Here is an 18,010-nt window from a genome sequence, read left to right on the forward strand (position 1 = left end):
ATGGCACAACAAGTTCAATCAGAAATCAGATATTTAACTCCGCCGTCAGTAGACGTTAAGAAGAAAAAGTACTGCCGTTTCAAAAAGAGTGGTATTAAGTATATCGACTACAAAGATCCTGAATTCTTGAAGAAATTCTTGAATGAACAAGGAAAAATCCTTCCGCGTCGTATTACAGGTACTTCTTTGAAGTTCCAACGTCGTATCGCGCAGGCTGTGAAGAGAGCTCGTCACTTGGCATTGCTGCCTTATGTAACTGACATGATGAAATAAGAAGGAGGAAAAGTATGGAAATTATATTAAAAGAAGACGTAGTAAACTTGGGTTATAAGAACGATATCGTAAACGTGAAATCCGGATACGGTCGTAATTATCTGATCCCGACTGGAAAAGCTATCATCGCTTCTCCTTCTGCAAAGAAAATGTTGGCTGAAGAACTGAAACAGCGCGCTCACAAACTTGAGAAAATCAAGAAAGATGCTGAAGCTATGGCTGCTAAGTTGGAAGGCGTTTCTTTGACTATCGCAACTAAAGTTAGCTCAACCGGTACTATCTTCGGTTCTGTTGGTAACATCCAGATTGCTGAAGCATTGTCTAAACTGGGTCATGAAGTTGACAGAAAGATCATCGTTGTAAAAGACGCTGTGAAAGAAGTTGGTAGCTACAAGGCTATCGTTAAGCTTCACAAGGAGGTTTCGGTAGAAATTCCTTTCGAGGTAGTTGCTGAATAAGAGCAAATTTACTTCATATATGAAAAGCGATTTGTTCTGAACGAATAAATCGCTTTTTTTTGTTATCTTTGCTATTACTATTATGAAATTCAACTATTGTTTTCTAAAGAAGAGGTTTTTGCTTCTGCTGATTGCTTTGGGAATTGGCAGTGTTCTTTATGCAAATAATGAGTTGAAACTATTGACTGATTCTTTGCGTAGAGTGATAGATGAAAAACACGTCTTTGTTAAAGAGAAAGAGGATCGGATAAACCGGATAAAATGTATGTTGAGAAGTCCCGGTTTGACTCTTGAAGGAGAATATAGAATCAATCTACGGTTATATAATGAATATAAAAAGTTTCATATTGATTCAGCCATCCATTATGTTGATCGTAATATTGAGATTTCCCGTCGGCTGAATAAACCCTATTTCACCAATCAGTCGTTTTTAAATCTTGGTCTTTTATATTCGATGTGTGGCAGGTTCCGCGAAGCGGAGATTATTTTGAAAAGTATAAAGACTTCAGAACTTCCCAGAGATTTATTAATAAACTATTATCAAACTTATTCCAGTTTTTGGGGACACTATTCGATTTCTGTCGCCAATAATCTGTATGGTAAGCAGCAGGCTGCTTATCAAGATTCTCTGTTTGCCCTCATTGACCACACTTCTTGGGATTATCGAATGTCCCAGGCTTCTTATTATATTTGGCGTGATACATTGAAATCGAAAGAGATTTTTAAGGAACTGTTGGAGATTGAAGAGGTGGGGACGCCTAATTATGCCATGATAACTCATTCGTATTCCAGGTTATGTCACCATCAGAAAAAGTATGATGAGGAAAAAAAATACCTGATGTTGTCGGCAATAGCCGATACCCGGAATGCTACGCGGGAAAATGCATCCCTGCAATCTCTTGCATTGATAGCCTATGATGAACAGAATTTAGCTGATGCCTTTAAATTTACACAGTCTGCTATCGATGACGTTATATCTTCCGGTATTCATTTCCGTGCCATCGAAATTTATAAATTTAATTCTATTATTAATACAGCTTATCAGGCGGAGCAGGCCAGATCACGGTCGCATCTGACTACTTTTCTTATTTCTACAAGTATTATCCTTTTTCTTTTAGTCCTGTTGGTGCTTTTCATCTATATTCAGATGAAAAAGACGTTGAAAATAAAACAGGCATTGGCACAGAGTAATGAGGAACTTTTGCGATTGAACAACAAACTGAATAGCATGAACAGCCAACTGAATGATACAAATAATCAGTTGTGCGAAATTAATAGTATAAAGGAGTATTATATAGCCGAATTCTTTGACGTATGCTTTAGCTATATCCATAAAATGGAGAAATATCAGAATATGCTGTATAAAATAGCTATTAATAAATACTATGATGAACTGATTAAGAAGCTAAAATCATCTGCGCTTATCGACGATGAACTTAGCGCTTTATATACTCGTTTTGATAAGGTCTTCTTGGGTTTGTATCCTACTTTTGTTTCTGATTTTAACGCTCTGTTGAAAGATGAAGAGAAAATTATTTTAAAACCGGATGCTTTATTGAATAGAGAACTTCGTATTTATGCTTTATTACGCTTGGGTATTACGGATAGTGGAAAGATAGCGAACTTTCTCCGTTGCTCTACAAGTACGGTTTATAATTATCGTACGAAAATGAGAAATAAGGCAGCCGTCGACAGGGATGAATTTGAGAATGAAATTATGAAAATTAGTTCAACACAAGAGACATAATTATCATTTTAACATTATAATACTTTCCAAATCATCTACATTTTTTTGATGTGTCAAGTTAGCTAAGTTGTTGATTAATAGTAAAAAATGATATTTTTATATCTACATAAAGTAGTGTAAGTCAAATAAGCCGTTATTTATTTAGCTAGATTTGCAATATCAGTTTTTAGCTCATCAGTTTGGTAGTTAGAAGTTGATGTTTTATCTATTATTTGTACTTAAATTCACTATGTTTAATTATGAACACGCAATCTTCAGTAAACACGAGAATTAAAGTTGGAATTATCGGTTTTGGTAGGATGGGAAGATTCTACTGGGAAGCGATGACTAAAAGTGATCGGTGGAATATTGCTTATATTTGTGATACTAATCCGGCATCACGTCAGTTAGCCAAGAAGCTTTCTCCTAACTCTATTATATTAGAAGATAATCAAAAGATTTTTGAGGATGAAAGTGTGCAGGTAGTCGGGCTTTTCACTTTGGCTGACTCGCGGATGGAACAAATAGAAAAAGCTATTCGTTACGGTAAACACATTATTTCAGAAAAACCAGTTGCAGATACAATGGAAAATGAGTGGAAAGTTGTAGAAATGACAGAAAACACAAATCTCATTTCTACGGTAAACTTGTATCTGCGAAATTCCTGGTATCATAATTTAATGAAGGAATATATCCAGCAAGGGGAAATCGGAGAGTTGGCTATTATTCGTATTTGTCACATGACTCCCGGCTTGGCACCAGGTGAAGGTCATGAGTATGAGGGACCTGCTTTCCATGATTGCGGAATGCATTATGTAGATATTACCCGTTGGTATGCAGGATGTGATTATAGAACATGGAATGCCCAGGGAGTGAATATGTGGAACTATAAAGATCCTTGGTGGGTGCAATGTCACGGAACTTTTCAAAATGGGGTCGTTTTTGATATTACCCAAGGATTTGTTTATGGGCAATTATCTAAAGACCAGACACATAATTCGTATGTAGATATTATAGGTACAAAAGGGGTTGTGCGTATGACGCATGACTTCAATACTGCTGTTGTCGACCTACACGGTGTCAATCAGACCATCCGTGTAGAGAAACCTTTTGGCGGCAAGAATATAGACGTGTTGTGTGACCTGTTTGCTGATTCGGTAGAAACCGGAAAACGCAGTTCACGATTACCGCTAATGCGCGATTCGGCTATTGCATCCGAATATGCATGGACATTCTTGAAAGATACCCGCAAACACGATTTGCCCGCTATTGGTAATTTGCGCACTTTGGAGCAAATACGCGAACGAAGAAAAAACATGAAAAATGGATATGGATTGTTGCACGGCAACCTTCCAAAGATTATTAACCCTTAAACAAATAAAATCATGTCAAACATTTCGAGGAGAAAATTTCTCAAAACGGGAGCCGCTGCTTTAGCAGGTATAACCATTGCTCCTAGTACAATTTTAGGTATGAGTCACGGGCATGTGTCGCCTACTGACAAATTAAATCTTGCAGCTGTGGGTATTGGTGGCATGGGACATGCCAACATTAATCACGTAAAGGGCACTGAAAATATTGTGGCTCTTTGTGATGTGGATTGGAAGTACGCAAAAGGCGTGTTCGACGAATTCCCCAAGGCTAAAAAATACTGGGACTATCGTAAGATGTATGATGAAATGGGTAAATCTATCGACGGTGTGATTATCGCAACTGCCGACCATACTCATGCTATTATCACTGCTGACGCAATGACAATGGGAAAACATGTATATTGTCAGAAACCATTGACCCACTCTGTTTATGAATCTCGTTTGTTGACAAAACTGGCTGCATCAACGGGCGTGGTCACCCAAATGGGTAATCAAGGGGCATCGGATGAAGGTACGGATTTAGTATGTGAATGGATTTGGAATGGTGAAATCGGTGACGTAACGAAAGTAGAATGTGCAACAGACCGTCCTATTTGGCCTCAAGGATTGAATGTTCCTGAAAAGGTTGATAAAATTCCTAGCACATTGAATTGGGATTTGTTTACAGGTCCTGCTAAAATGAATCCTTACAATGCTATTTATCATCCTTGGAACTGGCGTGGATGGTGGGATTACGGAACAGGTGCATTGGGTGATATGGCTTGTCATATTTTGCATCAGCCGTTTAAAGCATTGAAATTGCAGTATCCTACCAAAGTGGAAGGTTCATCGACATTATTGTTGAATGCTTGTGCTCCACAGGCACAACACGTGAAAATGATTTTCCCTGCTCGTGAAAATATGCCGAAAGTAGCTATGCCTGAAGTGGAAATACATTGGTATGATGGCGGTATGATGCCAGAACGTCCGAAAGGATTCCCAGAAGGAAAACAACTGATGCAGAGCGGTGGTGGTTTGACTATTTTCCACGGAACAAAAGATACATTGATTTGCGGATGTTATGGACAGAATCCTTGGTTGCTTTCAGGTCGTAAACCAAATGCACCGAAGGTTTGCCGTCGTGTTCCTAAAGCAATGAATGGTGGTCACGAAATGGATTGGGTACGTGCATGTAAAGAAGATAAATCTAATCGTATCATGACTAAATCTGACTTCTCAGAAGCCGGACCTATGAATGAAATGGTAGCAATGGGTGTATTGGCTATTCGTTTGCAAGCTCTGAATAAGACTCTCGAGTGGGATGGAGCTAACATGTGTTTTACAAATATCGGTGATAACGAAACCATTCGTACTGTTATCAAAGACGGATTCAAGATTCATAATGGTCATCCTACATTTGATAAGACATGGACAGATCCGATCAATGCAAAACAGTTTGCGGCTGAATTAGTGAAACATAATTATCGTGAAGGCTGGAGACTGCCTGATATGCCAAGATAAAAGTAGATTAAAAATTAAAGATTAAAAATTAAATAGTTGATATCATGAAAAAAGTATTTTATCCATTAGCTTGTTGTTGTCTTGCTGCAGGCGTTTTCGCTTCTTGCGGTGGTCAGAAGAAAGCAAATGCTCCGGAAGAGCAAAAAGTTGCGTTGACTTACTCTAAATCATTGAAAGCGGCAGAAACAGATAGCTTGAATTTGCCTGTTGATGAAAATGGTTATATCACAATCTTTGATGGCGAAACATTTAACGGATGGCGTGGTTATGGAAAAGACCGTGTTCCTTCTAAATGGACAATTGAAGACGGTTGTATCAAATTCAACGGTTCTGGTGGCGGTGAAGCTCAAGACGGTGATGGTGGTGACCTGATTTTTGCTCACAAGTTTAAAAACTTCGAACTGGAAATGGAGTGGAAGGTTTCTAAAGGTGGTAACTCCGGTATTTTCTATTTAGCTCAGGAAGTTACATCGAAAGATAAAGACGGTAATGATGTGCTTGAGCCTATTTATATTTCTGCGCCCGAATATCAGGTGTTGGACAATGCCAATCATCCGGATGCTAAATTGGGTAAGGACAACAATCGTCAGTCAGCTTCTTTGTATGACATGATTCCGGCAGTTCCTCAAAACTCTAAACCGTTTGGCGAATGGAACAAGGCTAAGATTATGGTTTATAAAGGTACTGTTGTTCACGGACAAAACGATGAAAACGTACTTGAATATCATTTGTGGACAAAACAATGGACTGATATGTTGCAAGCAAGTAAGTTCAGTGAAGAAAAATGGCCTTTGGCATTTGAATTGCTGAATAATTGCGGTGGCGAAAATCACGAAGGTTTCATTGGTTTGCAAGATCACGGTGACGATGTTTGGTTCCGCAACATCCGCGTGAAAGTTTTGGACTAATCGAATAGTAATAAAGAAAGGCACGGGTTACGTGTATTTCACGTTTTTTTTGAATGGCGATTGCCATGGAGTAACCGTGAAGTCTGTGTAATCCGTGCCTGTTTTTTCTATGTAAACCTGAATAATTGTAACCCACTAATATCTATTATATGAAAACTAGAATTTATATCTGTGCATTGGCTGCTCTTTTCATGATTCCACTGGCAGTAACGGCACAAACCAAGAAAAAAGCTAAAAAAGAAGTAGCAATTCAGCTCTATTCTGTCAGAGATATATTAAACAAGGTAGACAACAAAAATGGTAAGTGTGACCCCACTTATACTGCTCTTCTGAAGAAATTGGCAAACATGGGATATACCGGTGTTGAAGCTGCCAATTATAACAACGGTAAATTTTATGACCGTACTCCCCAACAATTTAAGAAAGATGTCGAATCGGCAGGATTAAAAGTCTTGTCTTCACATTGTACAAGACAATTGTCTAAAGAAGAATTGGCTTCCGGCGACTATTCAAAGTCACTTGAATGGTGGGATCAATGTATTGCCGATCACAAAGCTGCCGGTATGAAATATATTGTAGCTCCGTGGATGGATGTACCTAAGACACTCAAGGATTTAGAAACATATTGTGCATATTATAATGAAATAGGCAAGCGTTGCAAACAACAAGGTTTGTCGTTCGGATATCACAATCACGCTCATGAATTTCAGAAGGTAGAAGATAAAGTGATGTATGATTATATGTTAGAACATACGAATCCTGAATATGTTTTCTTCCAGATGGACCTTTATTGGGTAGTTCGCGGACAAAACAGTCCTGTTGATTATTTTAATAAATATCCCGGTCGCTTCCAGATATTCCATGTGAAAGATCACAGAGAGATTGGACAAAGTGGAATGGTCGGTTTTGATGCTATCTTTAAGAATGCAAAAACTGCAGGCGTTAATTATCTCGTTGCTGAAATCGAAAAGTATAGTGTTCCGGTAGAGGAAAGTGTAGAAGAAAGTCTGGATTATTTATTGAACGCTCCCTTTGTGAAAAGTTCATACGCTAAATAACGTGTGGCTTGCTAAAATAAAGGCATAAAAAAAAGTCTGTGCATGCTTTCGCATGGCAGACTTTCAATTCTCTCTAAGCTGTTTCTGAATTATTCAGCTACAGTTTCAGTTGCAGTGCTATCAGCATTCAAAGAATCTGCTGCTGCGGCTGCTGCTTGTTCAGCTTCAAGAGCTGCTGCTTCTACTGCTGCGATTGAGTCAGCGATACGGATAGAATCCTGAGTTGCTTTTGCTGCGTCAGCTGCTTTGTTACCACATGATGCGAATGATACTGCTACGATAGCTACGGCCATCAAAACTAATTTTTTCATTTTCTTTGCTTTTTAAAAACGTAATACAATCAATTGCTTTATTAAAACGATGCAAAGGTATGTACTTTTTCAATATGTTGTTCTCGAAACGCCAACTTTTTTTATATTTTTTTTTGTAACTGGCCACTTTTCTCCCCTTTTTATATGTTTTAGAACATACTAATCGACAGCAATACTGTTATATAAGTATCTTTTTATGCTTCTTTTGGGCGTTTTTTCAAATTCAGTAGGGTAGAGTTGGATCTTGCTGATTTTCTCATAAGCGGCTACGTTGCTGTTCAGGTTCTTAAGATTTTCATCCATGATTGTTTTCAGGTTATCCGGATTATTTAATCCGAGAGAATCCAACGCTTCGTAATCGGCATAAACAAGTGCCACTAATTTTTTATTGCGTTCGATAACAAGACTTTCGAGAATGAAAGGTAGGTTATTCAGTTTGGTTTCCAACTCTTCGGGGAAGATATTCTGTCCGCTAGAACTTAAGATCATAGTTTTGAGTCGTCCCCGGATGAAAATATTTCCGTTGCTGTCCATGGAACCGAGGTCACCCGTACGTAGCCAGCCGTCCTGCGTGAATACTTCCTGTGTTGCTTCCTGGTTCTTGTAGTAGCCCACCATCACATTTTCTCCCCGAACCTGGATTTCTCCGGTTTCTGCTTCCGGGGTTTCCTTATAGATACGTGCTTCCATTATATCTAGAATCTTTCCGGAAGAACCTAGTACAAATTCATCCCAGGGGGCGTAGCTGATAAGCGGACCGCATTCTGTCATTCCATAACCGATGGTAAAAGGGAATTTGATTTTGTAGAAGAATTCTTCTACTTCCTTATCCATAGCGGCGCCACCGATAATGATCTCTTTAAACCGTCCTCCCAGTGCATCAATCAGTCTTTTACGTATCTGGTTGTAGATTTGGGTGTCGAGCAGAGGGATATTGAGTGCCCACTTCATACCTTTTTTATTAATGAGTGGCTGGATAATATTCTTATATATCTTTTCAATCACTAGCGGGACAGTAATAATAAGGTTAGGTTTCACTTCCTCAAAAGCTTTCATTATAATTTTAGGAGAAGGCGTTTTTCCAAGCAAAGTGACATGGGTGCCGACAGCCGTTGCTGTCAGAAAGTCGAATGCGCAACCGTATGCGTGGGCGAGGGGAAGGAAAGAAAGCACTTTATCCCCTTTTTTAAGGAGTTCGGTACGAATACCGAAAGTGACATTGCCGGCAAGATTGTTTCCTGTCAGCATCACACCCTTACTGAAACCGGTGGTTCCGGAAGTGTAATTTAACAGCATCACCTTGTCATTGGATAAAGTGGTGTACTGAACATCTTCACGGGTAAATCCTTTCGGATACAAAGCATGCATCTCTTTATCGGTATTTTTCAGAAACTTCTGTATGGTTTCCCCGTCACGTTGATAAAGACACCGGAAATCAGTCAATGAGAATACTCCCCGTAGCCCCGTTAATTTTTCCTCTTCCAGATTCTCCCAAATGCTGTCGCTGGTGAACAGGAATACAGATTCGGAATGATTGACGATATGATGAACGTCATTAGGCGTAAAATCTTGAAGGATAGGGACAATGATCGCTCCGTATGTGATCGTTGCCATATAGGCGATGCACCAATGAGCGTTATTTTTGCCGATAACTGAAATCTTATCTCCTCTGCGAAGGCTACAATGTTTGAATAACAGATGTAAACGGGCGATTTTTTCAGCTACCTCACCGTATGTGTATTGGGTATCTTCTCCATAATCAGTATAACAAGGCAGATCCCAATTCTCACGAAAACTATTTTCGTATAGTTTAATGAAATTCTCTTTAATCATTGCACGTTTTTTAGTGAATTGTGCAAAAATAGGAATAAACTTTCGTATCCTAAAGTGTTTTACTGATAATAATGTGTAACTTTGCAAAGTTAATGTGTTTATAACAGCTTATGATAGATACCACTGTATTTCAAAATAAGACAGCCGTTTATTATACTTTAGGCTGCAAATTAAATTTTTCAGAGACTTCAACTATCGGTAAAATCCTGCGTGAGGCAGGAGTCCGGACTGCGCGCAAAGGAGAGAAAGCAGATATCTGTGTGGTAAATACCTGTTCGGTGACAGAGATGGCGGATAAGAAATGCCGGCAAGCCATCCACCGCTTGGTAAAGCAGCATCCCGATGCTTTTGTGGTAGTGACCGGATGTTATGCGCAATTGAAGCCTGGCGACGTGGCAAAGATAGATGGAGTAGATGTAGTGCTGGGAGCGGAACAGAAGGGAGAACTACTTCAATATCTGGGCGACCTCCAAAAGCATGAAAAAGGAGAGGCTATCACCACTACAACCAAAGATATCCGTTCGTTTTCTCCCTCGTGTTCACGGGGAGACCGTACCCGTTTCTTCTTGAAGGTGCAGGATGGATGCGATTACTTCTGTTCATATTGCACGATTCCTTTTGCCCGCGGGCGAAGTCGTAACGGGACTATTGCTTCCATGGTTGAGCAGGCCCGGCAGGCAGCTGCTGAAGGCGGAAAAGAAATCGTTCTGACCGGAGTGAATATCGGAGATTTTGGTAAAACAACAGGAGAGAGTTTTTTTGATCTGGTAAAAGCATTGGATCAGGTAGAGGGAATCGAACGTTATCGTATCTCTTCCATAGAACCCAATCTGTTGACTGATGAGATTATCGAGTTTGTGTCTCATTCCCGTAGTTTTATGCCTCATTTTCATATCCCTTTGCAATCCGGTTGCGATGAAGTTTTGCAGTTAATGCGCCGTCGTTACGACACTGCTCTTTTTGCTTCGAAAGTGAAGAAGATAAAAGAGGTGATGCCGGATGCTTTTATCGGAGTGGACGTGATTGTGGGAACCCGTGGAGAAACACCCGAATACTTTGAACAGGCTTATCAGTTTATTGACGGATTGGATGTGACGCAGTTGCATGTGTTTAGCTATTCCGAACGTCCCGGAACGCAAGCCTTAAAAATAGAATATGTGGTTTCTCCGGAAGAGAAGCATCAGCGTAGTCAGCGTCTGTTGGCACTATCGGACCAAAAGACACAGGCTTTTTATGCATGTCATATCGGGCAGACAATGCCGGTATTGATGGAAAAATCGAAAACTGGTGCTCCGATGCATGGATTTACGGAGAATTATATTCGTGTAGAGGTGGAAAGTGATGACTCGCTGGATAATCAGGTAGTTAATGTACGTCTGGGAGAGTTTAATGAGGAGATGACAGCACTTAAAGGTACAATTTTGATATAAGTTATGAGATCAAAACTTATCTATTGGTTGGTATACAGTGGAATGTGGCTGTTTTCAGCTCTTCCGTTCCGGATTTTATATATGCTTTCGGATTTAAATTATCTGCTGATGTATCGTGTTGGAAAATATCGTCGGAAAGTAGTTCGGGGAAATCTATTGAGATCATTTCCGGAAAAAACTGATGCGGAGAGATTACAGATAGAACGCAAGTTTTATCGCTATTTGTCGGATTATATGCTTGAAGATTTGAAATTGTTGCATATGTCTGCTGAAGAACTTTGTGAGAGAATGACTTATAAGAATACGGAACAATATCTTGAACTGACAGAAAAGTATGGAGGTATTATAGTAATGATTCCTCATTATGCCAATTATGAGTGGTTGATAGGCATGGGAGCAATCATGAAACCAGGGGATGTTCCCGTACAGGTTTATAAACCGTTGAGGGATAAATATTTGGATGAGTTGTTTAAACGTATTCGTTCTCGTTTCGGGGGGTATAATATTCCGAAACATTCTACAGCCCGTGAAATTATTAAGCTCAAACATGATGGAAAAAAGATGGTAGTCGGTTTGATTACTGATCAATGGCCCAGTGGATATGATAAATATTGGACTACCTTTTTAGGACAGGAAACCGGTTTTCTGAATGGTGCGGAGCGAATTGCCAAAATGATGAATTTTCCTGTTTTCTATTGCGAGCTTAGTAAGAAGCGCAGAGGATACTGTGAAGCGGAGTTCAAGTTAATGACGGAAACACCGAAAGAAACAAGAGAAGGAGAAATCACGGAAATGTTTGCTCATAGATTAGAACAGACGATTCGTAAAGAACCGGCATATTGGTTGTGGTCTCATAAACGTTGGAAAATGACTCGTGAAGAAGCCGATCGATTAGAAGAGAAAGAGCTGAACAAGAAAAAAGAATAATAATGAAAGTTTCAGTTGTAATTTTAAATTGGAACGGGTGTGATATGCTCCGTACTTTTCTTCCGTCTGTCGTCCGGTATTCGGAAGGGGAGGGGATTGAGGTCTGTGTGGCTGACAATGGTTCTACGGACGCTTCCGTTACTTTGCTTCAACAGGAATTTCCTTCTGTCAGAACGATTGTTCTCGACCAAAATTATGGCTTTGCGGATGGATATAATTTAGCATTGCAGCAGGTCGACGCAGAATATGTAGTTCTTTTGAATTCGGATGTCGAGGTGACGGAACATTGGTTGGAACCAATGATTGCTTATCTTGATAAGCATCCGGAGGTAGCTGCTTGTCAGCCGAAGATACGAAGCCAGCGGCAAAAAGAATATTTCGAATATGCCGGGGCAGCCGGTGGCTTTATTGATAAATACGGTTATCCTTTTTGTAGGGGGCGTATTATGGGAGTTGTGGAGAAAGACGAAGGCCAGTATGATACGGTAATTCCTGTTTTCTGGGCCACGGGGGCAGCGTTGTTTATCCGGCGCACTGATTATGTGAATGTCGGGGGATTGGATGGACGTTTCTTTGCTCACATGGAAGAAATAGATTTGTGCTGGCGACTCCGTTCGCGGAATCGTGAGATTGTCTGTGTACCTCAAAGCATTGTCTATCATGTGGGGGGAGCTACTCTTAAAAAAGAGAATCCTCATAAGACTTTTCTTAATTTCCGTAATAATCTTGTCATGCTCTATAAGAATCTTCCACAGGAGGAGTTAAATAAAGTGATGCGTATCCGGACCTGTCTCGATTATCTGGCGGCGTTCAATTTCTTGTTGCAAGGGCACTGGGATAATGCTAGTGCTGTGATGCGTGCGCGGAAAGAGTATAAACGATTATGTCCGTCATTTTCTTTGTCCCGTGAAGAAAATATGAGAAAAAAAACTTTGAATCCGATACTTGAACGGACAAAAAGTAGTATATTGTGGCAGTTTTATGCGAGGGGATGCAAACGATTCTCTCAATTGTCGGATTTAAAAGGATAGCAAATGGAATCAAAGGTTAGAAGAGGCATCGGGCTGGTAGCGCATGATGCAATGAAAAAAGACCTCATCGAATGGGTACTGTGGAACTCGGAACTGTTGATGGGTAATAAATTCTACTGTACAGGTACTACGGGTACTTTGATATTGGAAGCATTGAAGGAGAAACATCCTGATGAAGAGTGGGATTTTACGATTTTAAAATCAGGTCCGTTAGGTGGTGATCAACAGATGGGATCACGTATTGTGGATGGGCAGATTGATTATCTCTTTTTCTTCACGGACCCCATGACATTGCAACCGCATGATACGGATGTAAAAGCATTAACCCGTTTGGCCGGTGTAGAAAATATTGTTTTCTGTTGTAACCGTTCTACGGCGGATCATATTATTTCCAGTCCGTTATTTATGGATCCTGATTACGAACGCATTCATCCGGACTATTCCAGCTATACAAAACGTTTTCAGGATAAACCTGTGGTGACAGAAGCTGTCGAATCGGTAAATAGAAGAAAAAAGAAGAGAAAATAAGCCGGTAGTTTACGGCTGTGAAAATAGAAGCAGATCTTGCTTAAAAAAGGAATGCAGATGATACGGATTACTTTATTAATATCGTATTATCTGCATTTCGTCATTTATGTTTCATTTCTAGCTGTGATTATCTTATTTCTTGCTGCAGTGTAGCTCAATTCCTGCGGACTCTATATCTGCTCCCATCGGTGGGTTTCGTTTGGAAAGCCGGAGTTCGATTTCTTCAATACAGGGGAATTGGTCAAAGAGTTTTTGTATAATCCGTCCGCTAACGTGTTCCAGCAATTTCGAGGGAACAGCCATTTCGTTTTTTATCACTTGATGTACTTCGGCATAGTTGACGGTGTCGGTAACTTCATCTGTCCGGGCAGCTTTGCTGATATCTACTTTCAGTTTCAGGTCAATGAGATATTCATTCCCAATCAGATTTTCTTGCGGTGCGACTCCATGATAGGCGTAACAACGAATTTCTTTCAAAAGAATATAGCTACTATTTATCTTCATATACTGTCTTTTTAGTGTGATCTTGTTTGACTTTTAACAGGTCTTTCTGTGCAACCATTTGTGGAATCACTTTAAGAAAGACGGGTGTGAGCAGAAGGCAGATGCTTAATGTTATAAGCAGAAGTGCGCTTGCTTGTGCCCAACTATTGTGAATATAACGGCTGACTAATGGACCTAAAAAATGAAGTATCGGTCCATGAATACTCAAGGTGATGATTGAATATCGTCCCAAGTAAGAAACAACCTTTATCTTTTTCACTTTTTTGCAAAGTAACATAATCATAAATATTCCTGCAAACGCAGCGATATATACTTGAAAAATATTTCCCGCATAATTGTTGGTACGCATACCCAATGTGGTAGCGGTAAAGTACATTACCACCAGTGCCAATACAACAAAAACCGGTATCAGTTTGTCGAAACGATGGCTGGGATATAGAAAGAAATTATACCGTCGGATCCAGAAACCGGCCACATAGAAGGGGAGGGCAGTCATGGAAACATCTATATACAGGGGTAACTCTATCTGTAATTTTCCGAGATAAAATCCTGCGCAACCAATCAGGATTGTCACAGCGAACATGACAGGCAGATGCTTTTCGCGCAGAAAGTGAATTAGATAAAATAGGATGTTGCAATTAAATAATGCGAGTAGAAACCAGATCGGTGGATTGAACTTGATAAGGTCGTGTCCATGAAATACAACTAAGAGTTCATTCCACGACACAGGCAGTTGAAACACTCCTGGAGCAATCTTCCAAACAATGTATTTCATTAGAAATGCACTTAGATAGAAGAAAAGAAAAGGAATAATCAATTTGTTTATTTTTCGTAGGATGAATCCGAACAGGCCTTCGTATGATTTGAAAAACACTCCCGAGATAAAGAAGTAAAGCGGCATGCGGAAACAGGATAACATCGAATTCGTATCCAGTTGTTCGAAGGCCCCTCCAACGTGTGCCATTACCACAAGGATAATGCAGACTCCTTTGGTTAAGTCCACAAAATCAATACGTCTGCTCTGGTTGCCTTCCATTATCTCTTTTTAATTTCTCTTTTTCGGCGCAAAGATACTTTATAAATCGGAATAAAAAGAGGAACATTGAAAAAATAAACGAATGATGCGAAAAGCGAAAAAGTATGATATATAGTAATGATATTATTGCGAAAAAAATGGTTGACTATGTTTTGAAACTCCTTATTTTACCTCTGTTATCAATATATCCTTGAAAAACGAATGACGCGGATCACATAGATTTTTAGCGTTCTTAATCTAGTGTTATCCGCGTCGGTAGTGTCCGGAAAATATCCTTTTTGAAAGTTACTTGTATCTTTTATTCTATTTATTCGGATCTCTTCCTGTGTATTTAATCAGTTCACCAATCTTATCATTAAGTGTTTTTGCTTTCATCAACTGTTCCAGAGTGAGATGCATCCGGTATCTCCAGTAATTGCGTGGATTGGATGGAACATTAATTCGCTCTTCCGCCACATTCGGATTTCTCCATTTCCCGTCTATCGATAACCAGTCTTGGAAAGACAAGATACAGAGAATGGAATTACTGTTGAGATGGTTGCGTACGATTTCCTCGCATAACTCCGGGGTGGCAGTTGTCGGTGCAACTCCGTAATGTCCTAACGTTGCATTATAGTAACGTTGGGTCTGTTGATAATCTTCTTCCCACCAGCCACGCAACGTAGACATATCGTGAGTGGAGATTGTGCAGACAGACCGGTACGGATACTCATTTAAATGCCCGAATTCATACATCGGATTCTTAGGCATCCGCTGAATTTCCAGACTAAGAATCCGGAGATCATTCATCACCGACGACACACAAGCAGGAATCATCCCCAAATCTTCTCCACAAACCAACATGCGGGTTGACTGTGTCAATTGAGGTAACTTCTTCATAGCCTGTTGATACCAGAACTCGTTGTGCCGGTGATAATAATACTGATCGTATAGTTTGTTAAACGCATTTTTCTCTTCTTCGTTCAGCGACCGGAATACGAAATCCCGTTGCACACCGATGCGCGGGTGGTATTTACCTTCCTCTTTCTTATCCGCAACAAATAAGACGTTGCTGATTAATGAATAAAGCCCTTCCCGAATCCATACACTATCTTCATCATTTCTACCGGCGAAGAATTGCTCTACCTCCCGTTGTGTTTCGAATCCCGGTTTCATCCGATAAAGTCCGGAGTCATCAACCGATTCAAGGAAATCCTGTTTGACTAAATGGGTATGCGGTCCGAACAACTGTCCGAGGAAAGATTCATGGATGAATGGTAGCAGATATTCATCCCGGAACGTTAGACCATAACTTTCGATTTCTTCCCGGCTCATCGGTAAAGAAGGATCAAACTGACCTAACAATCCGTGTACAGCGTGCATTGGTATTTCCCAAATACGGAAGAACCCGAGGATATGATCGATCCGGTAAGCATCGAAGTATTCCGCCATTTTCTGAAAACGCTTCATCCACCAGCGGTATCCGTCTTTTTCCATGACATCCCAGTTGTATGTGGGGAATCCCCAGTTTTGTCCGTTGATCGAGAAATCATCGGGCGGAGCACCCGCTTGTCCGTCGAGATTGAAGTAATGGGGTTCTGTCCAGGCTTCCACGCTGTTGCGGCTGATACCAATCGGAATATCCCCCTTTAATACGACACCGTGTTGGCGGGCATATTCGGTTGCAGACAACAACTGCAGATGCAGATGATACTGGATATAATAATACAACGAGATGTGAGGATAATCTGCCGTTCCCGGTTGGCACATTTTTTCTATATCTTCCGCTTGGTAAACAGAGTGTCGCGGCCATTGGCGGAAATTGGGCGTTTTGTAGGCATCGCGCAGATAACTAAAGACTGCATAAGGTTGCAGCCATTCCTTGTTCGTTTCAAAGAAATCTTTGAAACCTTTGGAAGCCAATACCTTTTCTCCTTCCTGTCGGAACAGTAAGTTGAAAAACTCCCATTTAGTTTGGTTGACCGCTTCGTAGTCAATAGCAGGGAGGCTGTTCAGTTCCTTTTGCTTCTTGCTGAATTTCGATATCGCTTCTTTATCTTTCAGAGTTCCCATTTGCCTGATATCCGCATACATCGGATGGAAAGCATAAATAGAAATGCTGTTATAAGGATAAGAGTCCGTCCATGCATGAGTCATGGTGGTGTCGTTGACCGGTAAAATCTGAATAACTTTCTGGCGAGTATTTACTGCCCAGTCGACCATACGTTTCAAGTCGCCGAAATCACCTACTCCGAAACTTTTCTCTGATTTTAAAGAAAATACGGGTATAGCGATTCCTGCCCCTTTCCATGCGGGAATGTCGAAATAAACATATCGGTCGGAAATCACGAGCGTTTCGTTGGTCTTCAGTTCCGGGTCTGCCAGATAGCGGTTAGGGTTTTTCTCCCAGCAGTCTGCTTTCTTTTCCTGTTTGTTGTAGAGGATGAATTTATATTCCAGCGGATATTTTAGTTTGCTGGCGTCCAGCTCTATCTGCCATTCCGGGAAATTGGTATCACTCATCAGCACCGCTTTCTCCGGGTCCCAGTGACCTAATGATTTCTGGTTGCCACAAATTGCCAGGCAATAATCTTTGTTGATACGTGGGGCGTAGGCCTTGATAACCAGTCCCTTCTTATATCTTTGCGGGATATTCTCTTTTTCAGGATGTGCCAGTAAGGCTTCTGTAAAAGCAGAACTATAAAGATACAGTTGTTCCGGGATATTTTTCCAGCAATCATTGATTCTGTATATCTTCCTGGAGCTGCCTGATAAGAAAATAGATCTCGAAAAACTGTCCCATTCCTTGCGGATAACTATTCCGTTTTGCTCTATCTGATAGCTATAATTGATAGTCATCCCTTCTTGAGGGACTTCAAGCTCAAGTTCTGCCGTCCAATAGATACCATCGGTGGTGTGTAAAGGAATTGATTCCGGAAATAAGCCGGAAATCCTTACTTCTTCTCCCCAATTGGTGCGGTATTCAATATTAAATGATAGAATCATATATATTAGATTTTGATTGTATATGTAAGACACTGCAAGTATAAGACATTTTTTTGAATAAAAAATAAAAGGAGCCGCACCGGACTCCTTTTAATCTTTTGTTTATATATTAATTAACATACGTAGGAC

General features: G+C 40.3%; 16 protein-coding genes. 11 read left to right on the forward strand and 5 right to left on the reverse strand.

Features of this window, described 5'->3' with window-relative positions; all coding sequences use genetic code 11:
- The 7 genes from rpsR to DW862_RS09210 all read left to right on the forward strand — a co-directional run bounded on the left by rpsR (nucleotide 1) and on the right by DW862_RS09210 (nucleotide 7,296).
- A complete protein-coding gene (rpsR, locus tag DW862_RS09180; protein ID WP_004307964.1) occupies nucleotides 1–273 on the forward strand; it encodes a 30S ribosomal protein S18 in 273 nt (90 codons plus the stop codon).
- Nucleotides 274–287: 14 nt separating this feature from the next.
- Complete coding sequence (rplI, locus tag DW862_RS09185; protein ID WP_004307965.1) at nucleotides 288–731, forward strand: 50S ribosomal protein L9; 444 nt, start codon at nucleotides 288–290, stop codon at nucleotides 729–731.
- A gap of 82 nt (nucleotides 732–813) precedes the next feature.
- Nucleotides 814–2,478, forward strand: a complete 1,665-nt coding sequence (locus DW862_RS09190) for a DUF6377 domain-containing protein (protein ID WP_120067908.1) — start codon at nucleotides 814–816, stop codon at nucleotides 2,476–2,478.
- A 239-nt stretch (nucleotides 2,479–2,717) separates the two neighbouring features.
- Complete coding sequence (locus tag DW862_RS09195) at nucleotides 2,718–3,830, forward strand: Gfo/Idh/MocA family protein (RefSeq protein ID WP_087320618.1); 1,113 nt, start codon at nucleotides 2,718–2,720, stop codon at nucleotides 3,828–3,830.
- A gap of 12 nt (nucleotides 3,831–3,842) precedes the next feature.
- Nucleotides 3,843–5,330, forward strand: a complete 1,488-nt coding sequence (locus DW862_RS09200; protein ID WP_008776248.1) for a Gfo/Idh/MocA family oxidoreductase — start codon at nucleotides 3,843–3,845, stop codon at nucleotides 5,328–5,330.
- A 44-nt stretch (nucleotides 5,331–5,374) separates the two neighbouring features.
- Nucleotides 5,375–6,238: a DUF1080 domain-containing protein gene (locus tag DW862_RS09205; RefSeq protein WP_004316253.1), complete on the forward strand. Its 864-nt coding sequence runs from the start codon at nucleotides 5,375–5,377 to the stop codon at nucleotides 6,236–6,238.
- 149 nt (nucleotides 6,239–6,387) lie between these two features.
- Nucleotides 6,388–7,296 (forward strand): sugar phosphate isomerase/epimerase, encoded by a 909-nt coding sequence (locus DW862_RS09210; RefSeq protein ID WP_008025008.1) that lies wholly within the window; start codon nucleotides 6,388–6,390, stop codon nucleotides 7,294–7,296.
- A gap of 89 nt (nucleotides 7,297–7,385) precedes the next feature.
- Here DW862_RS09210 and DW862_RS09215 read toward each other — a convergent pair whose 3' ends face one another.
- A complete protein-coding gene (locus tag DW862_RS09215) occupies nucleotides 7,386–7,607 on the reverse strand; it encodes a hypothetical protein (protein WP_004299336.1) in 222 nt (73 codons plus the stop codon).
- A 159-nt stretch (nucleotides 7,608–7,766) separates the two neighbouring features.
- Nucleotides 7,767–9,440 carry a long-chain fatty acid--CoA ligase gene (locus DW862_RS09225; RefSeq protein ID WP_004299337.1) on the reverse strand — a complete coding sequence of 558 codons (1,674 nt, stop codon included), beginning with the start codon at nucleotides 9,438–9,440 and terminating at the stop codon, nucleotides 7,767–7,769.
- A gap of 110 nt (nucleotides 9,441–9,550) precedes the next feature.
- Here DW862_RS09225 and mtaB point away from each other — a divergent pair, with 110 nt between their 5' ends.
- The 4 genes from mtaB to DW862_RS09245 are packed head-to-tail and all read left to right on the forward strand — an operon-like array spanning nucleotide 9,551 to nucleotide 13,356.
- Nucleotides 9,551–10,870, forward strand: a complete 1,320-nt coding sequence (gene mtaB, locus DW862_RS09230; protein WP_015531376.1) for a tRNA (N(6)-L-threonylcarbamoyladenosine(37)-C(2))-methylthiotransferase MtaB — start codon at nucleotides 9,551–9,553, stop codon at nucleotides 10,868–10,870.
- 3 nt (nucleotides 10,871–10,873) lie between these two features.
- Nucleotides 10,874–11,797 (forward strand): lysophospholipid acyltransferase family protein, encoded by a 924-nt coding sequence (locus DW862_RS09235; RefSeq protein ID WP_022199215.1) that lies wholly within the window; start codon nucleotides 10,874–10,876, stop codon nucleotides 11,795–11,797.
- 2 nt (nucleotides 11,798–11,799) lie between these two features.
- Nucleotides 11,800–12,828 (forward strand): glycosyltransferase family 2 protein, encoded by a 1,029-nt coding sequence (locus DW862_RS09240; protein WP_120067910.1) that lies wholly within the window; start codon nucleotides 11,800–11,802, stop codon nucleotides 12,826–12,828.
- Nucleotides 12,829–12,831: 3 nt separating this feature from the next.
- Nucleotides 12,832–13,356 carry a methylglyoxal synthase gene (locus DW862_RS09245; protein WP_004306620.1) on the forward strand — a complete coding sequence of 175 codons (525 nt, stop codon included), beginning with the start codon at nucleotides 12,832–12,834 and terminating at the stop codon, nucleotides 13,354–13,356.
- A 132-nt stretch (nucleotides 13,357–13,488) separates the two neighbouring features.
- Here the strand turns inward: DW862_RS09245 and folB are convergent, their stop codons facing one another.
- From folB to DW862_RS09260, 3 genes are all read right to left on the reverse strand, one after another.
- Nucleotides 13,489–13,860, reverse strand: a complete 372-nt coding sequence (gene folB, locus DW862_RS09250; protein ID WP_117683269.1) for a dihydroneopterin aldolase — start codon at nucleotides 13,858–13,860, stop codon at nucleotides 13,489–13,491.
- Nucleotides 13,847–14,896 carry an acyltransferase family protein gene (locus tag DW862_RS09255; RefSeq protein ID WP_115484711.1) on the reverse strand — a complete coding sequence of 350 codons (1,050 nt, stop codon included), beginning with the start codon at nucleotides 14,894–14,896 and terminating at the stop codon, nucleotides 13,847–13,849. The genes folB and DW862_RS09255 overlap by 14 nt, the downstream gene beginning before the upstream one ends.
- A gap of 303 nt (nucleotides 14,897–15,199) precedes the next feature.
- Nucleotides 15,200–17,881 (reverse strand): 4-alpha-glucanotransferase, encoded by a 2,682-nt coding sequence (locus DW862_RS09260; protein WP_120067912.1) that lies wholly within the window; start codon nucleotides 17,879–17,881, stop codon nucleotides 15,200–15,202.
- Nucleotides 17,882–18,010 lie beyond the last annotated feature (129 nt).

It is taken from the genome of Bacteroides sp. AM37-9, assembly GCF_003603455.1.
Taxonomy (GTDB): domain Bacteria; phylum Bacteroidota; class Bacteroidia; order Bacteroidales; family Bacteroidaceae; genus Bacteroides; species Bacteroides xylanisolvens.